This is a genomic window from Campylobacter concisus (genome assembly GCF_902460875.1).
In the GTDB taxonomy this organism is placed as follows: domain Bacteria; phylum Campylobacterota; class Campylobacteria; order Campylobacterales; family Campylobacteraceae; genus Campylobacter_A; species Campylobacter_A concisus_AA.
Map to the genome: position 1 here is coordinate 1 of NZ_CABPVR010000001.1, position 24,458 is coordinate 24,458.

27 protein-coding genes are annotated in these 24,458 nt (G+C 37.1%); 10 read left to right on the top strand and 17 right to left on the bottom strand.

Annotation, left to right across the window (positions count from 1 at the left end; translation table 11 throughout):
- Window positions 1-9: 9 nt before the first annotated feature.
- Both F3H01_RS00005 and mscL read right to left on the bottom strand, forming a co-directional pair.
- Window positions 10-648, bottom strand: coding sequence for a Crp/Fnr family transcriptional regulator (locus tag F3H01_RS00005; RefSeq protein WP_149702570.1), 639 nt, complete (start codon window positions 646-648; stop codon window positions 10-12).
- A 98-nt stretch (window positions 649-746) separates the two neighbouring features.
- Entirely contained in the window at window positions 747-1,154 is a 408-nt protein-coding gene (gene mscL / locus F3H01_RS00010) for a large-conductance mechanosensitive channel protein MscL (RefSeq protein WP_009294582.1), read from the bottom strand.
- A gap of 146 nt (window positions 1,155-1,300) precedes the next feature.
- On the opposite strand from mscL, the gene gltX reads away from it, so the two are divergent.
- The 3 genes from gltX to F3H01_RS00025 are packed head-to-tail and all read left to right on the top strand — an operon-like array spanning window position 1,301 to window position 4,513.
- Window positions 1,301-2,596 (top strand): glutamate--tRNA ligase, encoded by a 1,296-nt coding sequence (gltX, locus tag F3H01_RS00015; protein ID WP_103641307.1) that lies wholly within the window; start codon window positions 1,301-1,303, stop codon window positions 2,594-2,596.
- Window positions 2,597-2,604: 8 nt separating this feature from the next.
- The gene (locus tag F3H01_RS00020) at window positions 2,605-2,898 is read left to right on the top strand and encodes a YggT family protein (protein ID WP_021090481.1); all 294 of its coding nucleotides are present in this window, start codon (window positions 2,605-2,607) and stop codon (window positions 2,896-2,898) included.
- Complete coding sequence (locus tag F3H01_RS00025) at window positions 2,876-4,513, top strand: lytic transglycosylase domain-containing protein (RefSeq protein ID WP_149724427.1); 1,638 nt, start codon at window positions 2,876-2,878, stop codon at window positions 4,511-4,513. Before F3H01_RS00020 ends, F3H01_RS00025 begins: the two co-directional genes overlap by 23 nt.
- Here F3H01_RS00025 and F3H01_RS00030 read toward each other — a convergent pair.
- Window positions 4,434-4,913 carry a hypothetical protein gene (locus F3H01_RS00030; RefSeq protein ID WP_103625254.1) on the bottom strand — a complete coding sequence of 160 codons (480 nt, stop codon included), beginning with the start codon at window positions 4,911-4,913 and terminating at the stop codon, window positions 4,434-4,436. The two genes, F3H01_RS00025 and F3H01_RS00030, sit on opposite strands and share 80 nt — an antisense overlap.
- Window positions 4,914-5,033: 120 nt before the next feature.
- Here F3H01_RS00030 and mobB point away from each other — a divergent pair, with 120 nt between their 5' ends.
- The 5 genes from mobB to F3H01_RS00055 are packed head-to-tail and all read left to right on the top strand — an operon-like array spanning window position 5,034 to window position 9,519.
- Complete coding sequence (gene mobB, locus F3H01_RS00035; RefSeq protein WP_084040860.1) at window positions 5,034-5,513, top strand: molybdopterin-guanine dinucleotide biosynthesis protein B; 480 nt, start codon at window positions 5,034-5,036, stop codon at window positions 5,511-5,513.
- Entirely contained in the window at window positions 5,513-6,376 is an 864-nt protein-coding gene (locus tag F3H01_RS00040; RefSeq protein ID WP_103641309.1) for a class 1 fructose-bisphosphatase, read from the top strand. The genes mobB and F3H01_RS00040 overlap by 1 nt, the downstream gene beginning before the upstream one ends.
- Entirely contained in the window at window positions 6,376-6,594 is a 219-nt protein-coding gene (locus tag F3H01_RS00045) for a hypothetical protein (RefSeq protein WP_084040864.1), read from the top strand. The genes F3H01_RS00040 and F3H01_RS00045 overlap by 1 nt, the downstream gene beginning before the upstream one ends.
- Window positions 6,595-6,609: 15 nt before the next feature.
- Complete coding sequence (gene metG, locus F3H01_RS00050; RefSeq protein ID WP_149724428.1) at window positions 6,610-8,535, top strand: methionine--tRNA ligase; 1,926 nt, start codon at window positions 6,610-6,612, stop codon at window positions 8,533-8,535.
- Window positions 8,536-9,519, top strand: a complete 984-nt coding sequence (locus tag F3H01_RS00055; RefSeq protein ID WP_087585612.1) for a ferrochelatase — start codon at window positions 8,536-8,538, stop codon at window positions 9,517-9,519.
- Here the strand turns inward: F3H01_RS00055 and ybeY are convergent.
- On the bottom strand, window positions 9,508-9,954 hold the full coding sequence (gene ybeY / locus F3H01_RS00060; protein ID WP_103651051.1) for an rRNA maturation RNase YbeY: 447 nt from the start codon (window positions 9,952-9,954) through the stop codon (window positions 9,508-9,510). The two genes, F3H01_RS00055 and ybeY, sit on opposite strands and share 12 nt — an antisense overlap.
- A 26-nt stretch (window positions 9,955-9,980) precedes the next feature.
- On the opposite strand from ybeY, the gene queC reads away from it, so the two are divergent.
- Window positions 9,981-10,694 (top strand): 7-cyano-7-deazaguanine synthase QueC, encoded by a 714-nt coding sequence (gene queC / locus F3H01_RS00065; protein ID WP_262483482.1) that lies wholly within the window; start codon window positions 9,981-9,983, stop codon window positions 10,692-10,694.
- A gap of 270 nt (window positions 10,695-10,964) precedes the next feature.
- On the opposite strand, the gene mrdA is transcribed toward queC, so the two are convergent.
- The 13 genes from mrdA to F3H01_RS00130 all read right to left on the bottom strand — a co-directional run bounded on the left by mrdA (window position 10,965) and on the right by F3H01_RS00130 (window position 22,582).
- Entirely contained in the window at window positions 10,965-12,803 is a 1,839-nt protein-coding gene (gene mrdA / locus F3H01_RS00070) for a penicillin-binding protein 2 (protein ID WP_149724430.1), read from the bottom strand.
- On the bottom strand, window positions 12,800-13,291 hold the full coding sequence (locus F3H01_RS00075; RefSeq protein WP_149724431.1) for a hypothetical protein: 492 nt from the start codon (window positions 13,289-13,291) through the stop codon (window positions 12,800-12,802). The genes mrdA and F3H01_RS00075 overlap by 4 nt, the downstream gene beginning before the upstream one ends.
- A 1-nt stretch (window position 13,292) precedes the next feature.
- The gene (gene yihA, locus F3H01_RS00080) at window positions 13,293-13,907 is read right to left on the bottom strand and encodes a ribosome biogenesis GTP-binding protein YihA/YsxC (protein WP_072594781.1); all 615 of its coding nucleotides are present in this window, start codon (window positions 13,905-13,907) and stop codon (window positions 13,293-13,295) included.
- Window positions 13,904-14,380 (bottom strand): lipopolysaccharide transport periplasmic protein LptA, encoded by a 477-nt coding sequence (lptA, locus tag F3H01_RS00085; RefSeq protein ID WP_072594780.1) that lies wholly within the window; start codon window positions 14,378-14,380, stop codon window positions 13,904-13,906. The genes yihA and lptA overlap by 4 nt, the downstream gene beginning before the upstream one ends.
- Window positions 14,353-14,880, bottom strand: a complete 528-nt coding sequence (locus F3H01_RS00090; protein ID WP_149724432.1) for an LPS export ABC transporter periplasmic protein LptC — start codon at window positions 14,878-14,880, stop codon at window positions 14,353-14,355. Before F3H01_RS00090 ends, lptA begins: the two co-directional genes overlap by 28 nt.
- Window positions 14,871-15,359, bottom strand: a complete 489-nt coding sequence (locus tag F3H01_RS00095; RefSeq protein ID WP_149724433.1) for a KdsC family phosphatase — start codon at window positions 15,357-15,359, stop codon at window positions 14,871-14,873. The genes F3H01_RS00090 and F3H01_RS00095 overlap by 10 nt, the downstream gene beginning before the upstream one ends.
- Window positions 15,356-15,931 carry an imidazoleglycerol-phosphate dehydratase HisB gene (gene hisB, locus F3H01_RS00100; protein WP_188116328.1) on the bottom strand — a complete coding sequence of 192 codons (576 nt, stop codon included), beginning with the start codon at window positions 15,929-15,931 and terminating at the stop codon, window positions 15,356-15,358. Before hisB ends, F3H01_RS00095 begins: the two co-directional genes overlap by 4 nt.
- Window positions 15,932-15,946: 15 nt before the next feature.
- Complete coding sequence (locus F3H01_RS00105) at window positions 15,947-16,804, bottom strand: septal ring lytic transglycosylase RlpA family protein (protein ID WP_149724435.1); 858 nt, start codon at window positions 16,802-16,804, stop codon at window positions 15,947-15,949.
- Window positions 16,791-18,002, bottom strand: a complete 1,212-nt coding sequence (locus F3H01_RS00110) for a lytic transglycosylase domain-containing protein (RefSeq protein WP_149724436.1) — start codon at window positions 18,000-18,002, stop codon at window positions 16,791-16,793. The genes F3H01_RS00105 and F3H01_RS00110 overlap by 14 nt, the downstream gene beginning before the upstream one ends.
- A 64-nt stretch (window positions 18,003-18,066) precedes the next feature.
- On the bottom strand, window positions 18,067-18,852 hold the full coding sequence (locus tag F3H01_RS00115) for a TatD family hydrolase (RefSeq protein WP_149724437.1): 786 nt from the start codon (window positions 18,850-18,852) through the stop codon (window positions 18,067-18,069).
- Window positions 18,849-20,105, bottom strand: a complete 1,257-nt coding sequence (locus F3H01_RS00120) for a GGDEF domain-containing response regulator (protein WP_149724438.1) — start codon at window positions 20,103-20,105, stop codon at window positions 18,849-18,851. Before F3H01_RS00120 ends, F3H01_RS00115 begins: the two co-directional genes overlap by 4 nt.
- Window positions 20,106-20,193: 88 nt before the next feature.
- The gene (locus tag F3H01_RS00125) at window positions 20,194-21,714 is read right to left on the bottom strand and encodes an AAA family ATPase (protein WP_188116325.1); all 1,521 of its coding nucleotides are present in this window, start codon (window positions 21,712-21,714) and stop codon (window positions 20,194-20,196) included.
- Complete coding sequence (locus F3H01_RS00130) at window positions 21,707-22,582, bottom strand: NAD(+) kinase (RefSeq protein ID WP_149724439.1); 876 nt, start codon at window positions 22,580-22,582, stop codon at window positions 21,707-21,709. The genes F3H01_RS00125 and F3H01_RS00130 overlap by 8 nt, the downstream gene beginning before the upstream one ends.
- Before the next feature lie 92 nt (window positions 22,583-22,674).
- On the opposite strand from F3H01_RS00130, the gene aspS reads away from it, so the two are divergent.
- Window positions 22,675-24,432 (top strand): aspartate--tRNA ligase, encoded by a 1,758-nt coding sequence (aspS, locus tag F3H01_RS00135; RefSeq protein WP_149724440.1) that lies wholly within the window; start codon window positions 22,675-22,677, stop codon window positions 24,430-24,432.
- The last annotated feature ends 26 nt before the right edge of the window (window positions 24,433-24,458 follow it).

Here is a 24,458-nt window from a genome sequence, read left to right on the forward strand (position 1 = left end):
TATTAACTTTCAATAAGAATAAATTTCTTGTAGCCCACCTACATCTTTTTCCAAAATTTGGTTCTTCTCATCAAGTTTGACCAAACCATTTGTTTTAAATTTATTTAAAATTCTCGAAAAAGTTTCTGGAGTCATATTAAGTATTGATGAAATTTTTGTATGTTTTAGCTCATTAAATAGATCTTCATGATTTAAAATGAACCTAGCCACCTTCTCTTCGGAGCTTAGTATTAGTTCTTGGTGGAGTAAATTTGTAGTTATTCTTATCTTTTGAGCCATTGATCTTAGAAATTTCATGCAAATTTCTGGTTTTGTTAAAAATTGTGTTTCAAATTTTTCATAATTTATCTTTAAAACCTCGCCAGAGATAGTAAAAATGGCGCTCGCTGGATAAGGTATATTTTCAAAATTTACGACTTCAGCTACAAAATTCATAGGTGCAAGCTGATGGATAAAAATTTCCTTACCATTTGCCGTAGTTTTATAAAGTTTAACCGAGCCAGTTATCAAAAATGTAAGCCACTTTGGCTCCTCGCCCTCTATAAATAAAAACTCGCCTTTTTTGTATTTTTTAACAACGCTTATTGCTTCAAGTTTGGCTAGGTCATCGGCGCTAAGACCTTGAAAAAATGGGATTTGTTCTATCATATTTCACTCGCTTTTAAGATAAAAAAGCATTTTAGCATAAAAAATAGGACAAAATTTAACGGATTTCAAAGGGAGCTTTATCCCTTTAATTTAAGAATTTATTTTTTAAGAAGATCTCTGATCTCAGTTAGAAGTGCTATATCAGCTGGAGTTTCAGGCTCTGCAGGAGCTGCCTCTTCTTCTTTTGGTAGTTTATTTTTAAGTGTATTTAAAGCCTTGATGACGCAAAAAATACAAAATGCAATGATTAAAAAATCAACCATTGTTTGTATAAATGAGCCATAGTTTATCGTAACAGCAGGCGCACCTTCTGCTGCTTCTTTTAGTGTTAGCTTAAGATCAGTGAAATTTACACCGCCTGTTATAACGCCAACAACTGGCATGATAATATCACCAACTAGCGATGAAACGATCTTTCCAAATGCCCCACCGATAACAACACCAACTGCCATATCTATGACATTTCCGCGCATCGCAAATTCTTTAAATTCGCTGATAAAACTCATTCTTTCTCCTATAAATAGTTAAATTTTCGTGCGGATTTTATAAAAAATATGCTTTGCTTAGCCTAAAAATTTAAAATTACATAACTTTAAATTTATCAAGCGAGTGTTATAATCCAAACTTCAAATTTAACGTAAGGAATGAGCTTATGTATCGTTTTGCACCCTCTCCAACAGGAGATATGCACATAGGAAATTTACGTGCTGCTATTTTCAACTATATTTGTTCTTTGCAAGATAAAAGTGGTTTTATTTTACGCATAGAAGATACCGACAAAGAGCGAAATATCGAGGGAAAAGAGAAAGATATCTTAGAAATTTTGAGCAAATTTGGCATAAAACCAGAGCAAATTTACATCCAAAGTGAAAATTTAAAATTCCACAGACAGCTTGCATCAAAGCTTCTCATCGATAAAAAGGCATTTGCTTGCTTTTGCACCGAAGAAGAGCTCGAAGCAAAAAAACAAAAAGCAAAAGAGCAAGGCGTGGCATATAGATATGACGGCACCTGCGAGAGATTAAGTGACGCCGAAGTTTTAAACTGCGAGAAGCCATTTGTCATCCGCATGAAAAAACCAACACGTACGATGAGTTTTACAGACGCGATCAAAGGCGAGCTAAGCTTCGAGCCAGACGCTGTTGATAGCTTTGTCATCATGAGAGCAGACAAAACTCCAACTTATAACTTCGCCTGCGCGGTTGATGATATGCTTGAGGGCGTAACCTTTGTCATACGCGGCGAGGATCACGTGAGCAACACACCAAAGCAAGACCTCATACGTGAGGGGCTTGGCTACACTGGCAAGATGAACTACGCGCATTTGCCTATCCTTTTAAATATAGAGGGTAAAAAAATGAGCAAACGCGAGAACGAATCAAGCGTAAAATGGCTCTTTGAGCAGGGATTTTTACCTGAGGCGATCGCAAACTATCTGATACTTCTTGGCAATAAAACTCCAACTGAAATTTTTACGATCGAAGATGCGGTAAAGTGGTTTGATATAACCAAAATTTCACGCTCGCCTGCTAGATTTGACGTGAAAAAGCTTGAGCAGATAAATAGAGAGCACATCAAGCTTGCTTCAAAAGAGCGCATAAAAGAGATCTTTGGCGTGGATGATAGCAAGGTTGAGCTAGTTAAATTTTACACTCAAGAGAGCTCCCTGGTGCCTGAGATAAAAGAAAAAGTTGAGGCTATATACTCACCAAAAATAGCTCCAGATGAGTACAAAAACGAATTTGAGATCATCAAAAAAGCAGCTCGTAATTTAAAAGCTTGCGAAACATTTGATGAGTTTAAAAAAGAGCTTATGAGCGCTACAAATTTAAAAGGTAAAAACTTTTTCATGCCACTACGTGCGCTGCTTACAAACGACCTTCACGGCCCTGAGCTAAGCGAGCTTTATCCTCTTATCAAAGATGATCTAGCAAAAATTTTAATCTAGGAGCAAAAATGATACTTTCCACTCTATTTTCAGCGATTGCAAACATTTTGCACCTTATTATCACGGTCTATACTTGGGTTATCATCGCAGCAGCTCTGATTAGCTGGGTCAGGCCAGATCCTAGCTCGCCGGTCGTGCAGCTACTTTATAGGCTAACTGAGCCGGTTTATAGCTTTATTAGACGCTATATAAAAACAAATTTTAGTGGTATCGACTTTACTCCGCTTATCGTACTTTTAGCACTTCAATTTTTAGATCAATTTTTAATAAGGCTTTTGTTTGGTTTTGCTGCGTCACTTTAGTATTCTCTCTCTTGCCTGTGTTGCTCTTTTAGCTAAAATTTACACCTACGAAGAGCTAAAAAAAGAGCCAAAAAGCCTAGCAAAAGACTACTACATCAACCGTCTTATTAACGAGGGCAGCTATACAAAAGAGCAGATCGCAGATCTTTCGCATGATGTATTTAGAAAAGCGGGCCTTGTTCAAAAATCAATCGATAAAATTTTACCTCCAAAAGTGGCTCCTAGCAAATGTCCTGGTGTAAATACAAAAAATATCACCCAGGCAAATCTAACCTGCCAAAATTTGCTAACATCTATTGCTTTTAGTTTAAAGCTTGACAATCATACTCGTGAAATTTTAGCAGCCAATCTTGCAAAGACAAATCCAGAAAAATCAAAAATTTTACTCGCATTAAATGAAGCAAATCCGGCTAAAGTTTTTGCAAATTTAAACGATACAAAGAGCTTTTTAGAGCTATTTAACGCCTCTAGCCCACAAAACAAAAGTACACTTTTTAGCGAAAGTTTTGATACAAATTTTATGACCAAGCTCTACTCGCAAAAGGGCTTTACAAATTTATTAAACGATATTGTTTTTAATAAAAAATATGAAGGCTTTAGGAGAAATTTGCTAAGCATCGATCCAGCCATCACTGAAAAAAATGACGCTTTTACGCTTGGATTAAATGCGATTTTACTAGGACAAGACGATATCGCTTTTAGTCTTTTTGCAAGAGCCAAGAGCACATTTGAAAGAGCTTGGCAAAGAGACAATGCGGCCTTTTGGCAGTACCAGATAAGCAAAAACGAAAGATTTTTAAAAGAGCTAAGTGCCAGCAGGGACGCGAATATCTACTCACTTTACGCAAGAGATTTGATCGGTGGCGAGTCACTTGAGGTCATCGTGCCAAGGCCTAGCAAGCAAAATATCGAAAATTTTGACGTGAGCGATCCGTTCTTATGGAACAAAACTATAGCCCTTGCAAAGGATATGAATGCCACGCAAGCAAGCGAATTTGCGAAGAAATTTTATACAAACGAAAGTATCGGTGCCTATGCATATTTCATGCAAAAGGCGCATGGTTGGGAGAAACAATACTTCTTGATGCCAAGCTCTCCTGAGCTTGAGGGTATCAGCAACGAAAGAAAATCGATGATCTATGCCCTAGCTAGACAAGAGAGTCTCTTTATCCCAAGCGTGGTTTCTACTTCATACGCCCTTGGAATGATGCAGTTTATGCCATTTCTAGCAAATGCGATCGGTAAAAAAGAGCTAAAGATCCCAAATTTTGACCAAGACGATCTTTTTAAAACAGATGTCGCATTTAAATTTGCAAATCACCACCTAAACTATCTTGATAAATTTCTCTATCATCCGCTCTTTACCGCATACGCGTACAACGGCGGTATTGGCTTTACCAAAAAGCTTATCACAAGAGATGATATGTTTAAAGAGGGAAAATTCGAGCCATTTTTATCGATCGAGCTTGTCCCAGTCGCAGAAACTAGAAACTACGGAAAGAAGGTGCTTGCCAACTACGTAATCTATATGGCGCTTACTGGTTCCAATATAAAGATTTCGCAACTTTTCGAAAATTTAACAAAACCGGCTTTGACTGATAAATTTCGAAACTAAGTGCTAGATCATCGCTTTGCTTACTTGGTGCGGTCACTTCATAATAGAGCGCCCAAGGCATCGAAAATCCAGCAAATTTTAGCATCTCGTCATTTTCATCAAGTAGCCTTGTATTTGTGGCATTTGAGTCGTTATTTACCTTTATATTATTTAGCTCGCTAGCGTGCTCTTTTGGATTTATGGCCACCAAAAAGTGCTCTTTGCTCTGGTCTAAATTTGAATTGTAGATCGGATTTAAATAGGTAGCGATGATGAGCGTCCTGTCAGCACCATCAATAATCTCACTTTTGCTTGTGTAGGCCAAAAGCTCATTTTTTAACGGCTCATGCACGATTACTTTTTCACCAGCACAGCCAAATATCATCAAAATAAATACAAAAAACGATATAAATTTGCTCATAAAAACTCTTGAATTTCTAAAATTTCTGCCATTTTAGCATTTTAATTTTTAAATTTCACTCATAAATTTTAAAGCCAACATAAGTTATAATCGCGAGAAATTTTAACAAAAAAGGTTCTTATGAAAAGACTTGCTATTGCTTTTTCTGGCCCTTCAAATAGCGGGAAAACGACTCTTATTTTAAAGGTAGCAAAAAAATTTATAGATGATGGTTTGAAAGTCGCGATAGTAAAACATGATCCAGGCGACAAGGCCAAATTTGATGTTGAAGGCAAGGATAGCTTTAAATTTTCTCAAACCGGAGCAGATGTGGTGGTGATGAGTCCGACTAGAACAACTTATTTCTCACAAAATCCACAAGAAATTAGCGATGTCATTAAAATGCTAGGTGAGTTTGATATGCTCTTAGTTGAGGGTTTAAAGACGCTTCCACTACCAAGGTTAAGCGTTTTTAAAGATGAAATAGATGAAAAATATCTTAGCTTTTCAGACGCGATCGCAACATATAAAAAACAAATTCCTTACGAGATAAAAAATATAAATTTAGACGATATAGACGCCATTTGTGCGTGGATAATTAAAAATGCAAAGGCTGTATAATGCAAGAATTAAACCAAATTTTTAACACCATAAAAGAGATCGCAAAAGAGATAAGCGAAGTGATAAAATACGCCGATCTTGGCTACACAACTCACGAAAACGCAACTGGCGACACCCAGCTAAAGCTTGATGTAAAAAGCGACGAGATCATCACAGCTAAATTTAAGCAGCTTTCATGCGTAAAAGCGCTAATTAGCGAAGAGAAAGAGGATGAGCTTGAGATAAATAAAAATGCTAAATTTATAATCGCTTACGATCCACTTGATGGCTCAAGCTTAGTTGATGTAAATTTCGCCGTTGGCTCGATCTTTGGTATCTATGAAAACGAAGTAAAACCAGAAAATTTAATAGCCGCAGCTTACAGCATATATGGCCCAAGACTTGAGCTGGTAATTGCTGAGAAAAAGGGCGCTTTGCCTAAATTTTACAGGCTTGGCAAAGATGGCGAGTTTAAATTTGTAAAAGAGCTTGAGCTAAAAGAAAAAGGCAAGCTAAACGCCACAGGGGCTACGCAAAAGGGCTGGAGCCAAACTCATAGAAACTTCATAAACGAGCTATTTAACGAGGGCTACAGACTAAGATACTCAGGTGCGATGGTGAGTGACCTGCATCAAATTCTACTAAAAGGTGGTGGCCTTTTTAGCTACCCAGCAACGAGTGATCATCCAAATGGCAAGCTAAGAGTAGTCTTTGAAGTGTTGCCATTTGCCTTCATATATGAAAACGCAAAGGGCGCAACCTCAAACGGCAAAAACCAAACACTTTTTGATATAAAAATAGAAAAAATTCACCAAACAACGCCATGCTTTTTTGGCTCACGTGATGAAATTTCTCTTTTGTATAAATTTTACGAGCAAAAATAATGCAAGAAACACAAGCAAACGAGCCACTTGACGCATTTGAGCTAGCCTTAAAGCAAAAAGCAAAAATTTTGCAAGAGTGCCAAAGCCAAAAAGGGCAAAAAAGCTGCTTTAACTGCGAAGTATTTTTTGACTGCGAGACAAGAAAAGAGTATGTAAATAGCTGCTATAACTCGATGTCAAAAGGCAATACTGGCAGCGATGGTGGATTTGATTTTTAAAATTAAAGGAAAAATATGAAAGAAAAAGCTTATATAACGACCCCAATATACTATGTAAACGACGTGCCACACATCGGTCACGCCTACACGACTATCATCGCTGATACACTTGCTAGATTTAACCGCTTGCAAGGCAAAGAGACCTACTTTATGACTGGCACAGATGAGCATGGTCAAAAGATCGAACAAGCAGCTCGCGCAAGAGGTAAGACACCAAAAGAGTATGCTGATGAGATCAGTGCGAAATTTAGATCACTTTGGGATGAGTTTGAGATAAGCTATGATCATTTTATAAGAACGACCGACGAAGAGCACAAACAAACTGTGCAAAATGTTTTTGAAAAAATGCAAGCAAATGGCGACATTTACAAAGGCGAATATGAGGGATTTTACTGCGTTAGCTGTGAAACTTTTTTTAACCAAAGAGACCTACTAGAAGACAATCACTGTCCAGACTGTGGCCGCGTGACGTCTTTAGTCAAAGAAGAGAGCTACTTTTTCAAGCTTTCAAAATATGAAGACGCGCTTTTAAAATGGTACGAAAATGACGAGCTTTGCGTCATCCCAAAAGGCAAGAAAAACGAGGTCGTAAGCTTTGTAAAATGTGGACTAAAAGATCTTTCAGTAACAAGAACGAGCTTTGACTGGGGCATAAAGCTACCAAAGAGCGCAAACGATGAAAAGCACGTTATGTACGTCTGGCTTGACGCGCTTATAAACTACCTAACAACACTAGGATATTCAAGAGATGATGCTAGAATGGATCTTTGGCCATACACTACTCACATCGTTGGCAAAGATATTTTACGCTTTCACGCAGTTTACTGGCCGGCATTTTTGATGAGTCTTGGCTTGCCACTACCAAAACACGTCGCGGCACACGGCTGGTGGACAATAGATGGCGAAAAGATGAGTAAAAGCAAGGGTAATGTCATAAACCCAAGAGAGGTCGCAAACGCTTATGGGCTTGAAAATTTCAGATACTTTTTGCTTAGAGAGGTGCCGTTTGGACAAGATGGCGACTACAGCCAAAAGGCTTTGATCGAGCGCATAAACTCAGAACTTGGCAACGGTCTTGGCAACCTGCTAAGCCGAATAGTTGGCATGAGCGCAAAGTATAGCGACTATAAAATCTATTCAAAAGACGTGATCAAATTTCACAAAGCCGAGCTTGATGAGGCGAAGGGCTACCTTGATGAGGCTATTAAAAATTTAGAAAATTTAGCAACAAACCGCTATTTAGAGGATCTTTGGAAGATCGTAACGCTAGCAAATGCAGCCGTTGCGAAGTATGAGCCATGGTCACTTGTAAAAGCTGGCAAAAGTGACGAGGCAAACGCGCTTGTGGCACTTTGCGCAAATTTACTTGCAAAAGTGGCGATACTGCTTAGTCCAGCCATGCCAAAAACTTGTGCTAAGATAGCTGACACGCTTGGCTTTAGCATAGACACAGTATCTTATGAAAGCCTTGTTTTGAAAAATGAAATTTTAAATTTTGTGGCAAAAGCTACCGAGCCACTTTTCCCAAGAATAGAAAAAGAGCTAATGAGCGAGGCAAATGAGCCGCCAAAGGTTGAGGTAAAAGCTGAGCCAAAAGAGGATAAAAAAGAGGACGAAATCATTAGCATTGATGACTTTGCAAAGGTGGTGATAAAAGTAGGCGAAGTGCTCGAATGCGAGAGAGTCGAGGGTAGTGAGAAGCTGCTTAAATTTAAGATAGATCTTGGCGAGGAGCAGCCACGTCAAATTTTATCTGGTATCGCCAAATACTACGAGCCTAGCTCGCTTGTGGGCAAACAAGTTTGCGTTTTAGCAAATTTAAAAGAGCGAACGATGATGAAAAAATATGTCTCTCAAGGCATGATCCTAAGCGCATCTGATGGCTCGCTAACACTTCTTGGTACGCAAGGCAAAGTTAAAAACGGCGCGATCGTTGGCTAAATGACAATAGAGAATTTAACTCGTCTAATAAATGCCGAGGCTCTAAACGCACCGACGATAACTAGCGTCAGTGAGTTTGTTTTTGAGCTAAAACACGTAAGGCGCGGCTTTGCATATATTTGCTTAAATGCAAACGATAGCGATATAGAAACTGCAATCAAACAAGGCGCATACGCCATAATTAGCGAAGATAATGTACCAATTATCGACAAAGAGATCGCTTTTTTAAAAGTTAGTAGCTTACAAACTGCCATGATAAAACTCATGAGATTTGAGGCTACTCATAAAGATTTAAAATTTTGCGCAGTAAATCCTTTTATAAATGACTTTTTAGAAAAATCAAAGCTTGGCTCTAATGCACACGTCATGTCAAAAAATATTACTGAGCTTTTCAATCAAATTTTTCACGCAAAGGTCTTTGATGTCTTTTTTGGCGATGATACAAGAACACTTCAGCGAATATCGCCTCTTTTTGAGACCATTTACACAGATACGACTATGCACGAGATAAATCCAAGCTCGATATTTTTTACAAGCACAGTCTTTAAGCAAACATACTATCAAAACTTAAACATACCACGAGTTTTTGCTGGGATGTTTTATGGGCTTTTAAAATTTCTTGATAGTAATAAAATTTCATTTAAGCCTTACGAAGGTAGGATTCACGGGCATTTTGACCCGATTTTTATAGATAAAAATTTTATTCCAACTAGTTTTGGAAATAGCTTTAGAGCTATAATTACTGAAAGCGATGAAGATTTATTCATAAGCCAAAGTATATTTTTAAATAAAAAATTTAGCCCTGATGAGATAAAAATTTGCTTGCCAGAAGGCTCGTTATTAAAAGTACAAAACGCAATCTACTTTAAAAATTTAAGCGAGATAAAAAAGCTTAAAAATTTTATCTATATATTGATTTTATGCCAAAAAGAGGAGCTTTTAGAAGAGCTTCACAAAACATCTGAAGAAAATCTACTCTTTTAAGCTTTTATTATTTATAAGATCAATTAGCCTAACATCCTCGCTTCTTACGATTAGGCTTTTAGGCAGCTCAAATTTTTTTATCACTTCACACTCTTTTTCTCTCATTTCGCCATCATCTTTTTCATGATCAAATCCCAAGATATGAAGCAATCCATGCGTAAAAAGTAGTGCGGTTTCGGCCTCTTCGCTATGATTTAGCTCAGTGGCTTTCTCTTTTACCATATCTTTGTTTATAACGATTGAGCCAAGTGGGGCATGAATGACAAGCTCAAGCGGAAAGCTTAAGACATCTGTCGTTTTATCAATGCCTCGCTCGGTTTTATTTAGTTCTCTCATCTCTTCCTTATCGACAAAAACTAGCTCGATTTCTCCTAGTGTCAAATATTCACAAATTTCATCTAAAATTTTTGGATAGCTCTCTTCGCAAAGTATCATTTTAGGCTCTTTCCTTAGTAACTTTTTTGTATAATTCTAGCAAAAATAAAAGGCAAAATATGAAAAAAGCAGTTTGTATAATGAGCGGCGGCATGGATAGTACGCTTTGTGCTGTAATCGCAAAAAAGGCTGGATATGAGATCGTAGCGCTTCATTTTGACTATGGCCAAAGAACGATGAAACGTGAAAAACGTGCATTTAACGAAATTTGTGAAAGATTAGGCATTACAAAAAAGATGAGTTTAGATGTTAGCTTTATTGCCCAAATAGGCGGAAATTCTTTAACCGATGAAAGCTTGCAAATAAGAAAAGACGGGGTGGAAAAAGATGTGCCAAATACTTACGTGCCTTTTCGAAATGGTATTTTTATCTCGGTCGCTGCCGCACTTGCTGAAAAAGAAAATGCACAAGCTATCTATATCGGAGTCGTAGAAGAAGATAGTTCAGGTTATCCTGACTGCAAAGAAAGCTTCATAAAAAGTATAAACGAGGCTATAAATTTGGGTACATCGCCTAGTTTCTCGTGCGAGATAATTACTCCACTTGTAAATTTAAGTAAGGCTGACATCGTAGCAAAATCTCTTGAGCTTGGCTCGCCGCTAGAGCTCACTTGGAGCTGCTACGAGAGTGAGGACGAGGCATGCGGACTTTGCGATAGCTGCAGGCTAAGGCTAAATGGCTTTAAAAAGGCAAACGCCACTGATAAAATCGCATATAAAAATCAAAAATTTTCGTTATGAGCCTCTAAAAGTAGCAAAGAGATATCTTGCTTTGCTACGTTTTACTATATTTAAACATTTTGGAAATTGATATTTTTCCTAATCATCACATTTTGTTAAGATTTAAAGATATATCAACGTTTAGACTCTTGCTACCTATCAAAAACATAAATTCTTAGTCAAGCTTGCCAAAATTTAATAAGGAGGATTAAAAAGTAGTTAATAAATTTAGCCAAGGGTACAGTAAAAATTTCTAAGTAAGCGGTCACTACCACGGCTTTTTAGTGATCTTTATTTTTTCTTACTGTCTTGTTTTTTATTTTGATCACTTTGGATTCTTTCTAAATTTATATATCCCATTTCAACGAGTTTATTATAAATTTGAGCGATTTTTGGCCCAGCCGCACTTCCGCCATGGCCACCATGCTCGATAACCATTGTGATAACGTATTGTGGATCTTCATAAGGCGCATATGTAGTCATCCATGCGTGAGATCTTTGCAAATACGCCATATCCTCTTCTTTCATACGTTTCTTTTCAGTTTGAGAAATTCCAACGACCTGAGCAGTACCTGTCTTTGCAGCAACTTTAACTAGGCTTCCAATAAAATGCCTATTTGCCGTGCCTCTTGGGTGATTTGCCACTTCATACATTGCATGCCTAATAGCTGGTAGTTGTGATTTTTCAAACGGCGTAAAAGCATCATCTGTTGGTGTAAAATCAACATCCTTGCCATCAATGCTCTTTAAAAAATGTGGAGTCACATTTAACCCAGTTGCAAGGCCTGCTGTATATTTTGCCACTTGCATAGGCGTGACTAAGAAATTTCCCTGTCCGATAGAAGTGATAAGGGTCTCACCTTGAAACCACGCTTTGCCATACTTCCTCATCTTCCACTCTCTACTTGGCAAAGTCCCCACAAACTCATTTGGCAAATCAACCTCTGTTTTTCTACCAAATCCCATACGCTCCAGTATCGGCACAATAGCGTCGATCCCTATCTTTTGACTACCTTTATAAAAATAATCATCACAGCTCTCTCTAATTGCCGTATTCATATTAACATTTCCATGTCCGTGAGAGTTCCAGCAGCGGAATTTACGCCCTCCAAGCTCATACGAGCCACTGCAAAAAAAGCTATCGTATTTACTCATGCCATTATCCAAAAACGCAAGCGCCATACCCATTTTCACGACAGATCCTGGCGGATAAAGGCCGTTTATAAGCTTATTTGTAAATGGATGATCCACGTTTTTAACAAGCTCTTCCCATTCAGGCTGAGAAATTCCAAGCACAAATGGGTTTAGATCGTACTCTGGAAAGCTACCAGCAGCTATGATAGCACCATCTTTTAGACTCATAACTATGACGCTTCCTGCATCTTTGCCAAAGACATCAGCCACAAACTGCTGAAGCTCAAGATCGACTGCAAGCTTGATATTTTGACTTTGTGGTGCTTGATAGTTTATCTGCTCGATCTCTTCATTTAAGGCATTTACCTTTATCTTTTTAAAACCCTGAATTCCTTGTAAGATCGGATTATAAAACCGCTCCACGCCACTTCTTCCAATGTAATTTGTAAGCTTTGTCAAAGGATCATTATCCATATCTTTTTGATTTGCCCTACCGACATAGCCGATGATGTGAGAAGCCAGATCGTTATACGGATAGTGGCGTTTTGAAGCGGGCCTTATCTCTAAATTTTCACGCAAAGAAAGTGATGCAAAAAATGGCAAAAATTTATCATAATCAATAAATTCAACCACATTTATAAAATCTTGGTTATAAGCTGAGTCATTTTTTATGTATTCATTTTTAAGCTTTGTGACATTTAGATCACTAAATAGTGAGCCAATGTAAGCTAGCTCATCATCTAAAATTTTTACCTTTTTATTAGCACTTAAATGAGGTCTAATGGATACTGAAAAACCAAGGCGATTAACAGCCATTGGCTTATCATGTGCATCAAAAATGATACCCCTAACTGGCGGAATATAAATAGTTTTTATCGCGTTTTGCTCCGCGATCTCGTTGTAGTAAGTATTTGAGTTTATGCTTAGATGATAAATTCGTCCCAAAAGTATAATCCAAAAAAGAGCGATCACACTAAAGACGATGCGCATTCTCATAGCACTTTATCCCTAAAAAGAACGATAGCAAGGATACTTTCAAATGCTATAAAAAATAGATATTCAGACGAAAGTGTTAAATTTTGCTCATTTAAAACATAAGCAAATAGATTATTTACAAGAAATGTTAAAGTATATCCAGCTGCTACAAAGATGATAAGTAGACAGTTTCGCCACTTCATCGTGGTATATAGCCAGTCTAAAATAAAATTATAAAAAAGCAAAAATGCAATAATCGTTGAAAAAAGATGAAATCCATGGATTTGCTCAGCAAATATTATAAAAATTATCACAAAGTACCAATTATGCTTAAACTCGTCGTATTGCTTTTGTTTTCTTGAGTATTCCAAAATCATATAAGTAAAAAAAATGCCAATGAGTGGTGGCAAAAAGCCAAATTGCGTAGTTGCTATCTCATATGAGAATAAAAAAACAGCCCACCAAAATTCTTTAAAAATTTTAACATCTAAGCTGCTTATGGTTTGCATTTTATCTACCAAGAGCGTTATTTATGATGGCTTCTCTAGCCTTTTCTATACCGCTTTTATTAAGAGTTGAGACTAAGATGCCGCTTGGATCAAATTTCATTACCGCACTCTTTTGGCTTTGATTTAGCTTATCGCTTTTTGTATATAAATTTAAAATTTTCTGGTCAGCTCTTAAAAAGCTTTTTAGGTAAGAATCCACGTTCACGTCGATGTCTAGGTCAAAATGTCTAGCATCAATTAGATGTATAAAAAGTCTAATGTCGCTTCTAAATTTCAAAAACTCATCTAAATTTTTACGCCATTCATCATGCTTTGACTTTGCCACTTTTGCATAGCCAAAGCCTGGCAAATCAACCAAAATGAGCTTAAATTTATCTTTTTCTTCCTGCTCATCTTTTTGCTCACAAAACTCGGCCTCAAAGAAATTTATAAGCTGAGTTTTACCAGGAGTCGATGAGCTTTTGGCTAGATTTTTTTGGTTTACAAGTGTATTTATGAGGCTGCTTTTACCAACATTTGATCTACCTAAAAAGACGACTTCGCTTGTTACGAAACTTGGAGCCTCTTTTATACTTGGACTTGATGTGATAAATTTAGCACCTAGTGGCCTTATCACTTATCTTTTTCCTCTACCTGAAAGATAAACTTAACAGGCTTTTTTTCATCACTATTTACACTATATGTGCCATCTTTTTGATTAACAACTATCTTTTCACCATAAACATTCTTATCAGTTTCTACTTCATGCAAATAGCCATTTCCACTAACAGTATAGATCTGTTTTGCTGGCTCGTATGTAAGAGTATTGCCTTTACCGTCGTAGTGCTTATCTTTTATAAAAATTTTTGCTCTAGCATTGCCAGTGGCCACATATTTTATAGGTTGGCGTTTTTTGTCAAAATAGACGACCACCTTATCTGCCTTAAGCTCATCAAATGAGCCCTTTTTGATATTTACATTACCTATAAATTCACTAGTTTGCTTATTCTCATCTGCAAAAAAATCATTTGATGTGATTTCAACTTGCTCTGCATTTAAAAATGTAAAACCCAATATCACCGCTAAAATCGCTGATTTTCTTCTACCCATGCCCTTAACCCTTTTACCTGCGTTTGTTTTTTGCCAAGATCATAGCTTCCACTCTCACCCAGTGCCTTATCATTATTTCTTATGAGCGTGAAATTTGCTTCAGATCTTACTATTTTTGTTTTTGTTCCATATATCACTTCGTCACTTATAAATCTCAAACTATCATTGTTTTCATAGTTCGCATTCTTTTGAAAGATGATTTCGGTATTTTGTGAGATTGCTTTGTCTGAGCTTAAAAAATGTTTTAAATTTCCTCTTAAAATTTTTGCTTTAAAACTCAAAAATTCATCTTTATCATTGTATCTATTTAGCTCGTCAGCCTCGTAGACTCCGCTTATTTTTGTGGAATTTATCTCATAATCTATCACATCATTTATCTGCATATTTGATATCTTTGTGTCGATCTTTAAAACATTTGCAAGGTATGGATCTTGAGCTGCCAAAAATATCATCACGACACTAAAAATTGCCACGACGAAGTAGAAAATTTTTACAACCAACGCTTAGACCACTCGTCATATAAATTTTCTGATTTTATAATAAGCTCGATCATCTCTCTAACCGCGCCATTGCCACCTTTGTGCTTTAGTTTTGTCTTTACATCAAGCTCTTTTATCGCATCTTTTGGCTTAAAGCTCCAAGCAACTGCATTTAAAATTTTATAGTCATTGTAGTCATCGCCGATAGCTGCTGCGTTTTTAAAGCTAAGCCCTTCAAATTTTAATATCTCACTCGCCACTTCAAATTTATCGCTAACGCCTTGATAGACGTGATTTATCTTTAGATCCTCTGCTCTTCGCTCAACAATGGCTGACTTTCTGCCAGTGATGATAGCTACTTTTTTACCAAGCTTTAGCCAGCTTTCTATCGCGTAGCCATCTTTTACATCAAAAAATTTAAGCTCTTCGCCGTTTGCATTATAGATGATCTTGCCATCAGTCATGCAACCATCAATGTCTAAAAAAACAATCTCTATCATAAAACACCCTTTGTGCTCGGAGTGCCTATTCTTGCGTTTTTAGCAAGTGCTCTACGAAGTGCTACGGCAAATGATTTAAAAGTCGCTTCGATGATATGGTGAGTGTTTTTACCGCGAATTTGATTTAGATGAAGAGTGATGGCTGAATTTATAGCAACTGCCCTAAAAAATTCCTCCACAAGCTCAGTGTCAAACTCCCCTACTTTAGCGTTTTGGTTAAAATTTTCATATACGAGGTAGGCTCTATTGCTAAGATCTAGCGCGCAAAAAACAGCTGCCTCATCCATAACAACGCTTGCTTCGCCAAATCTCTCAACGCCACTTAAAGGATATAAAGCCTCTTTTAAAAGCTGACCCAAAACTATGCCGACATCCTCAACGCTATGATGAAAATCAACATGGGTATCGCCCTTGCATGAAATTTCAAGATCAAGCAAAGAATGCTTTGTAAAAGCTTCAAGCATATGGTTAAAAAAGCCAATGCCAGTATCTATCTTTGCAACACCAGAGCCATAAATTTTAAGTTTCATTGAGATTTGTGTCTCTTTTGTATTTCTAGTTAATTCTAAAATTTCTTCTCTCACGCCCTAGCCTCTTACTATAAATGCACCTTGGAATTTACCGCTTCTTGCATAATCCCTGGCCTCGTCCTCACTTCTAAAGCCATTTAAAAATACTCTATAAATGGTAGATCCATCTATAGTAAATGTCTTAACTACCGACTTATAGCCATCTATGCTTTGATGTTCTCTTTGATATCTGTTTGCGCCCTCAAGGTTTTTAAATGAGCCAATTTGCACCATAAAATCTCCACCTACGACTCGTTGCTCTGACGAAATAATAATGCCTCCAGTTGGAGCTGTCGGAGAGACTGGATTTGGCACTTTTATACCAGTGCTTGTTGGTTTTACTTGAGTGTTAATGCTAGCAACAGCATTTATATCTTCATTAAAGCCTATAACTTCCATACTGACTGGAGCTGTGCCTGTACCGATAATATCAAGTTTAGTTGCAGCCGCCTTTGAAAGATCTAAAACTCTATCAGCCACAAAAGGTCCACGATCATTTACGCGGATAATGACGCTTTTTTGATTTCTTAAATTTGTTACTTTAAGAATCGTATTCATCGGCAAAGTTTTGTGTGCTGCAGTCATGTTGTACATATTATAAATTTCGCCGTTTGAGGTTGTTTTACCGTGAAAATTTGGTCCGTACCAACTTGCCGTGCCACTTGCCTTATCACCCACACTTACAACGGTTGGGTAGTATGTTTTGCCATTTATCGTGTAAGGCCTCATTGTTGCTTTTTGGATAGAAGCTGAATTGTTGCCCTTTACATTAGTTGGGCCACTTGGTGTAAATGGTGCTCCACTCCAAGAGCAACCAGTAACTAGAAGAGTAAAACTTAGTCCTATATAAAATTTTAGGCTCTTATGGTATGACAATATTTGCTCCAACATTTAAATTTGAACTAGCAAAAGAATTTGCATCTTTTAAATCTTTTTCGCTTACATTAAATTTTTTAGATAAAGAAGCTATCGTATCACCAGTTTGGACTATATAGTTTTGAGGTTTATTTTGTGCGGAAAATGGAATAATTAGTTTTTGATTATAGCTTACGGCATTTGTGCTAAGCTCGTTGTAGTCCTTGATCGCTCTATGACTAACACCAGTTTTTTTAGAGATAGAAAGTAATGTTTCGCCTTTTTTTACAACGTAGGTATAAAAATTATTTTTACCGTTAAATGGCTTGAAATTTTCTGTAAAAAGCTGTTTTTTATTTTCAGGGATATAAACATAATAATCTTTTAGAGTTGGTGGAGTAAATACAAATTTTAAGTGCGGATTGTTATTTTTCATCTTTTTTGTACTAAGACCGATACTATCGCCTATTTGAGCTAAATTTGTACCACCAGGCACTTTTACTTTTACAAGCTTTAGTCCTCCATTTATATTTAATAAAGATGAATCTTTAGACATCAAGAAGTCCGCGTCTTTTGCGGTATATGCTGCTCTTAAAATTTTGATAACAAAATTTCTAGTTTCAGCTGGAAGGTATTTTTTCTCTGCGTCAAGAAGCGTTACAAGGTCATCTGTACCGGCTTTTTGTATAGCTCTTTTTAAGGCTCCATCGCCGCAGTTATAGGCCATAGCTGCTAGATACCACTTACCAAATTGATTTTTAAGCGACTTTAGATAATTTGTAGCTGCAACAGTAGACTCTACTGGATCTTTTCTCTCATCGACATACTGTCCTACCTTCAGACCATGCAGTCTAGCCGTTTGCTCCATAAACTGCCACATGCCAGTAGCTTTTGCGTTTGAGACTGTGTGATTTGAAAAGCCTGATTCTATCATAGCTAGATAAAAGAATGACTCAGGTACGCCTGATTTTTTGATCTGCTCTTTTACCATCGGTATATACATATAACCATTTTTTAGAGCTTCTGTAAATGTTTCAAGTTGTGATTGTTTGATACCTTGCCTCATCTTTGCATAGTGAGAAGTCTTCATAAAGCTAGCGTCAATATCCAGCTCTTTTAAAATTTTTACCTGAGTATCGTATGAGCTCTTTTCAGGTGTATTTGCCAGTAGCAAGGTACTACATGCAAATATTAAAAATATTTTAAGCATTGCTTTCATTTCTATCCTTTTTCGTGTCAAAACTTAAGATGCTAGCATCTTAAACAAGTGCAACGCTCAAAATTTAAGCAAAGCACTTAAACAACCTTTTGGCATTATTTGAAGTTTTTTCACAAACAACTTCAAACTCAAGGTTTAAAATTTCAGCTATCTTTTTAGCAACAAATGTCGTAAACGCCGGCTCATTTCTCTTACCACGATTTGGTTCTGGCGTGAGATAAGGAGCGTCAGTTTCAATAACTATCCTATCAAATGGGATTTTTGGCAAAATTTCGACTAAATTTTTAGCATTTTTAAATGTTAAAACACCGCCTATACCAAAATAAAAATTCCCAAATTTACAAAGCTCTAAAAGAAGTGGCGAAGCATTATAACAGTGCAAAATCGCTCCAGCTTCAAGCTTTGGTGCATACTCTTTTAAGATGTTAAAAGAGTCCTCATTAGCCTCCCTAATGTGAAGAATAACGGGTTTTTTTAACTCAACAGCTAAATCAAGTTGAGCTAAAAAAATACGTTTTTGATCTTCTTTTTCTTTTATCTTTTCATTTTCATCCTTTGGCAAGCGGTAGTAATCAAGACCGCATTCACCAATCGCCACGCATTTTTCATCTTTAGCAAAATCTCTTAAAATTTCAATGCTAAAACTCTCTTTATCATATGGATGAACTCCAGCAGCAAAGAAAATGTCGCTGTTTTCGTGCGATATTTTAACTGCTTTTGGTAAATCATTGATATCAGCTCCAGGGATAATAAAGCCTTTTAGCCCTAAATTCCTGGCTTCATCTAAAATTTTATCAAGGTCAGGATCGTAAATTTTACTATCCAAATGACAATGCGTATCTATAATCATAAAGCTATTTCTACTCTATTTCTACCATTTTCTTTTGCGGTGTAAAGTGCCGAATCGCAAGCTTCAAGCATATCATCTATCTCGCAATGCCCATTACCAAAAGATACACCTATAGATATGGTCACTCTTATTTTTTGTTTTTTTATAACTACCTCATTTTCAGCCACTTTGGCTCGTAAATTTACAAAAAATTTGACAGCTTCTTCTTTGCTTATCTTTTTAAGCACAACGCAAAATTCTTCGCCGCCAAATCTAGCAACGATATCACTTCCTTTTGTATTGTCATTTAAAATTTTTGCGATTGATTTTAGTATCTTGTCTCCACCATCATGGCCATATGTATCATTTATCTTCTTAAAATAATCAACATCAATCATTGCAAAAGCGTAAGGCTCATTGGTCTCTTCAGCTGCTTGGATATACTCTTCCACGTCGGAATAAAAAAATCTTCTATTATAAACCCCGGTCAAGAAGTCGCGATTTGCAAAATTTGCTATCTTGTTTATATTTTCCATAGCTTCGATCGTATTATTAACACGGCATATTAGCTCTTCTTTTGAAAATGGTTTTGCTATAAAATCGCTCGCACCATTTTTTAAAAATATTGATGCGTCAGTCTTTTCGCTAGGAGATGTCATAACGATTACGCCAAGACTATTTTTATCTTTTTCTTTTCTAACCTCTTTTAGAACTTCAAGACCGTCTTTTACCGGCATTCTATAATCAGTTATTATAAGATTTATATCAGGATTATCCGCAAAATAGTTCATTGCCTCTTCGCCGTGAGCTGCGGCCAAGACTTTAAACTGAAGGCTAGTTAATATCTTTTTTATCATATTTCTAAAAGGAAGCGAGTCTTCAACAACCAAAACCTTGTATTGTCTATTTTTGCTCAGTCTATTTATCATTTGGAAGATATAGTTGATATCATCCATATTTCCTTTATAAACATAATCCACAATATCTTTATTTATAAAATTTTGCCTTGTTTCATCGTCAATGCTACCTGTTAAAACGATAGCCGAAAGCTCTTTGGAAAGTGCATAATCAACAATTTCGCCATTTGGAGCATCTGGCAAATTTAAATCCAAAATAGTCATAAAATAATCTTTGTCATGCTCGCTAATTAGCGTCTTAGCCTCGGCAAAACTGTATGCGACATCAATTGTCATGTCATCGATAGTCTTTTCCATTTGCATAACAATCAGCTTTGCTAACGCCTTATTATCATCAACTACAAGGATTCTTTCCATATTATTCCTACAAAAATTTTTATCAAATTAGTGGCGATTTTATCAAATAAATTTATTTACAAAGCTTAAATTAATAATTTAAATTAAGCTACTTTAAAAGCCCTTTCGCAAAATTTATTGCCTCTTCACTTATGTGCTCACCGCTTATCATACGCGCTAATTCGCTCACTCGTTCATCTTTATCAAGCTCTCTTACGACTGAGTTTTCTCCATGACGTTCTACCAAAAAGTGAGAATTTGCCTTTGAGCTAAGCTGTGGCTGATGTGAAATAGCAAAAATTTGATAAAAATTTGCGAGCTTAAGTAAGACATTTGCGATACTCATCGCCTCTTTTCCACTTAAATTTGCATCTATTTCATCTAAAATAATGACATCACCGCCAGTTTTTGTGATCTCGCTAGAGGCAGCTATGAAGGCCAGTCTTAGGCGGTTTAGCTCGCCTGAGCTTAAATTTTTAAGCGAAGTCTCATTTAAATTTAGACAAATCTCATCAACGCCCAAAATATCAAGCTTTTTATCCTCAATACTCAGCGTAATATCTGGCATATAAAGCTCTTTTAAATATGAATTTATCATACTCTCAAGCTCTTTTAAATTTACGCTCCTTGCCTTGCTTAAGATGCTAGCTAGCTCATTTGCCTTTTTGCTTAAAATTTCAAATTTCTTCTCAAGCTCACTCTTTTCAAAGCTTAAATTTTCATATCTGGCAAGCTCTTTTTCCTTTTTATTAAGCGCTTCTAATGCCTCTTCCTCACTGCCGTATCGCCTAATGATGGCATTAAGAGCCTCTATCCTATCAAGCACGCTCTCTACGTCGATATCGTCAAGCTCCTCCATATTTAAGCTATCTCTTGCGACTCTTAGCTCGTTCATCGCATCTTCAAAAAAGCCGTTGTCAAGGTCGCTGATACTTAGCGCCTCATTTACGCTATGCTCTAGCTCAAATATCCGCTCAGCTCTAGCCCACGCCTCATTTATCTTATCCTTTTTACTAAGCCTTTTTTTAGTCTCCATAAGCTCTTCAAACTCGCCTTTTTTAGGCCCCACGCTTCTTATCTTCTCGATCTCAAAGCTAGCAAGCTCCTTTAGCTCCTCGACCTTTTTCTCTTCCTCTTTTATAGTGGCTAGCTCTTTTGAAATTTTAGAAAATTCTAAAAACGCCTCTTCAAATTCTTGTTTTATCTCTTTAAAATTCTCATTTTTTGAAATTTCCAGCCTATCAAGCAAATTTAGGAATTTCTCATTTTCAAACTCGTTTGCCTCTTTTGCCGAGAGATATTTGATGTGCTCACGCGCCACTTGGGCTAAATTTTTCTTTGAAATGGCTTGCTGATTTATAAAATACCTCGTGCTCTTATCTTTTAAAAGCTTGAAAATATTGACCTCTTCATTTTCTATGCCAAACTCATCAAGCTCAAATTTATGCTCCACGTCAGCTTCTATCAGCCTTGCCTCGCTGTCTTTTAGCCCAAAAACAGCCATTATAGCGCTCATTAGCACAGACTTGCCAGCGCCGCTAACGCCCGTAAATACGCTAAGCCCCTCTTTGAAATTTAGCTCGACATTTTTAAAATTTAGATAATCTTTAATCAAAATTCGATCAATCATTATAACCCCAGTGAAGTTTCTCTTTTAAAATTTGAAAATAATCCCTGCCAATATGACGTATCAGCCTAGCTTTTTTGTCGCTGAGGCTCATGCTGACGGCTGAAATTTTGCTCATATCAAAGCGGTCTTGTCCGTCTATTACTAAAATGGCATCGCTATTTGTTCTAAATTTGACCGTATGATTTTTCGTAAGCACGACTGGACGTTGCGTGAGTGAGTGCGAGCAGATAGGAGTTACTGTAAAAACTTCGCTCAATGGATAGATAATAGGGCCATTTGCGCTCATGTTATATGCCGTTGTTCCAGCAGGTGTCGCTACTATAACGCCGTCTCCAAAATATGAATTAAAATATTTTTCATTTAAAAGTGCCTCGATATGCGTCATCGAACCACCATTTTTACTAACAATGACTGCATCGTTAAATGCTATCTTTTGCTCAGTTTTGCCATCATTTTTGTGAAGCGTCACATCAAGCATAAAAGGCATTTCTACCTCAAATTTATCATCAAAAAAGTCTTTAAAAAATTTCTCACTCTCATTAATCATTATGTCAGTTAGAAATCCAAGTCTACCAGCGTGTATGCCAAGGACAAGTGGCGAGATGTGAGCTAGTTTTCTACAAGTTGAAATGATCGTGCCATCTCCGCCAAGAGTGATCAGAAATTCACACTCTTTAGCTAATTTTATAAGCTCAAAACCACTTTTTTCTATGCGCTTAGCACAATTTTTTTCAAGCAAAATTTCTGCGTTATACTTTTTTAAAATTTTTTCTAATTTTTCTAAATCTTGCCTAAATAATGGATAATCTTTAGCAATAAGTCCTACTTTTTTTGTGCAAAAAGTATTAAATTTTTGTTCATTTTTCATGTAAATGATTGTAACATATTTTATTTTAACAAAGCTTTTCAAAAGAAAAAAGCGATTATAATTGCCTAAAAAACATTGCAAAGGAGCATTTTATGCGAAGTCATTATTGCACCGATCTTAGCAAAGCTGACATCGGCAAAGAAGTAATACTTTGTGGCTGGGCAAACACATATAGAGACCACGGCGGTGTTGTTTTCATCGACTTAAGAGACGTTAGTGGGCTTATACAATTAGTTTGCGATCCGGCTGATAGCAAAGAAGCACATGACGTGGCTGCAAAAGTAAGAGATGAATATGTCTTAAAAGCAAAAGGAAAAGTAAGAGCTAGAGGCGAAGGACTAACCAATCCAAAGCTAAAAACTGGCGAGATAGAAGTAATAGTAAGTGAGCTAATTATCGAAAATCCAAGCGAGCCACTACCATTTATGATAGGCGATGAGAGCGTAAACGAGGATATCAGGCTAAAATACCGCTTTTTAGACCTTAGAAGTGAACGCTTACAAAATATATTTAAAATGCGTTCCCGCGCAGCGATCGCAGCTAGAAACAGCCTAGATAAAATGGGCTTTATCGAGTTTGAAACTCCAGTTTTAACACGCGCAACCCCAGAAGGAGCGAGAGACTACCTAGTGCCAAGCCGTGTATATCCGGGTCAATTTTATGCGCTCCCACAAAGCCCACAGCTATTTAAGCAGCTTTTGATGTGCTCGGGCTTTGATAAATATTTCCAAATCGCAAAATGTTTCCGCGACGAAGATCTAAGGGCTGATCGCCAACCAGAATTTACTCAAATAGATATCGAAATGAGCTTTGTCGAGCAAGAAGATATCATAAATATGGCTGAGACGATGCTAAAAGATATATTTAAAGCCTGCGGATACGATATCAAAACACCATTTAGACGCATGAGCTACAAAGAGGCGACCGAGACTTATGGCTCAGACAAGCCAGACCTCAGATATGATCTAAAAATGATTGATGTTATCGATATTTTCGAGCGCTCAAGCAATGAAATTTTTAGCTCTATCGCAAAAGATAAGAAGAAAAACCGCATAAAAGCGCTAAAAGTGCCAAATGGCGACAATATCTTTAGTAAGCGCGAGATGAATAGATTTGAGGAATTTGTACGTAAATTTGGCGCGCAAGGCCTTGGCTACTTCCAGATGAAAGAAGATGGTTTAAAAGGTCCACTTTGCAAATTTTTCGAGCAAAGTGATCTTGACGAGATCGTCTCAAGATGTGAACTAAAAGTTGGCGATGTCGTATTCTTTGGTGCTGGCAAGAAGAAGATCGTACTTGACTATATGGGACGATTTAGAATTTTCCTAGCTGAGCAAATGGGCATCATCGATCAAGATAGACTTGAGTTTTTATGGGTGCTTGACTTCCCAATGTTTGAGCAAAATGACGATGGCAGCTACTCTGCGATGCACCATCCATTTACCATGCCAAAAAATATAGACGAGCCTGATCTTGAGGACATCCTTTCTATCGCCCACGACGTCGTGCTAAACGGCTTTGAGCTTGGTGGCGGAAGTATAAGAATTCACAAAAACGATATCCAACAAAAGGTCTTTAAACTTCTTGGCATAGACGAAGAAGAGCAACGTGAGAAATTTGGCTTCTTGCTTGATGCCTTGACATTTGGTGCGCCTCCACATGGTGGTATCGCGATCGGCTTTGACAGGCTAAATATGCTCGTAAATAAAGCAAGCTCGATCCGTGACGTCATAGCCTTCCCTAAAACACAGCGCGCTCAGTGCCCACTAACAAAGGCACCAAGCCACGCCAGTAACGAACAGCTTAGGGAGCTAGGACTAAGGATAAGAGAAAAAGAGCAAAAGGCTTAAAATTTGCCTTTAAAAGAGATGGAATT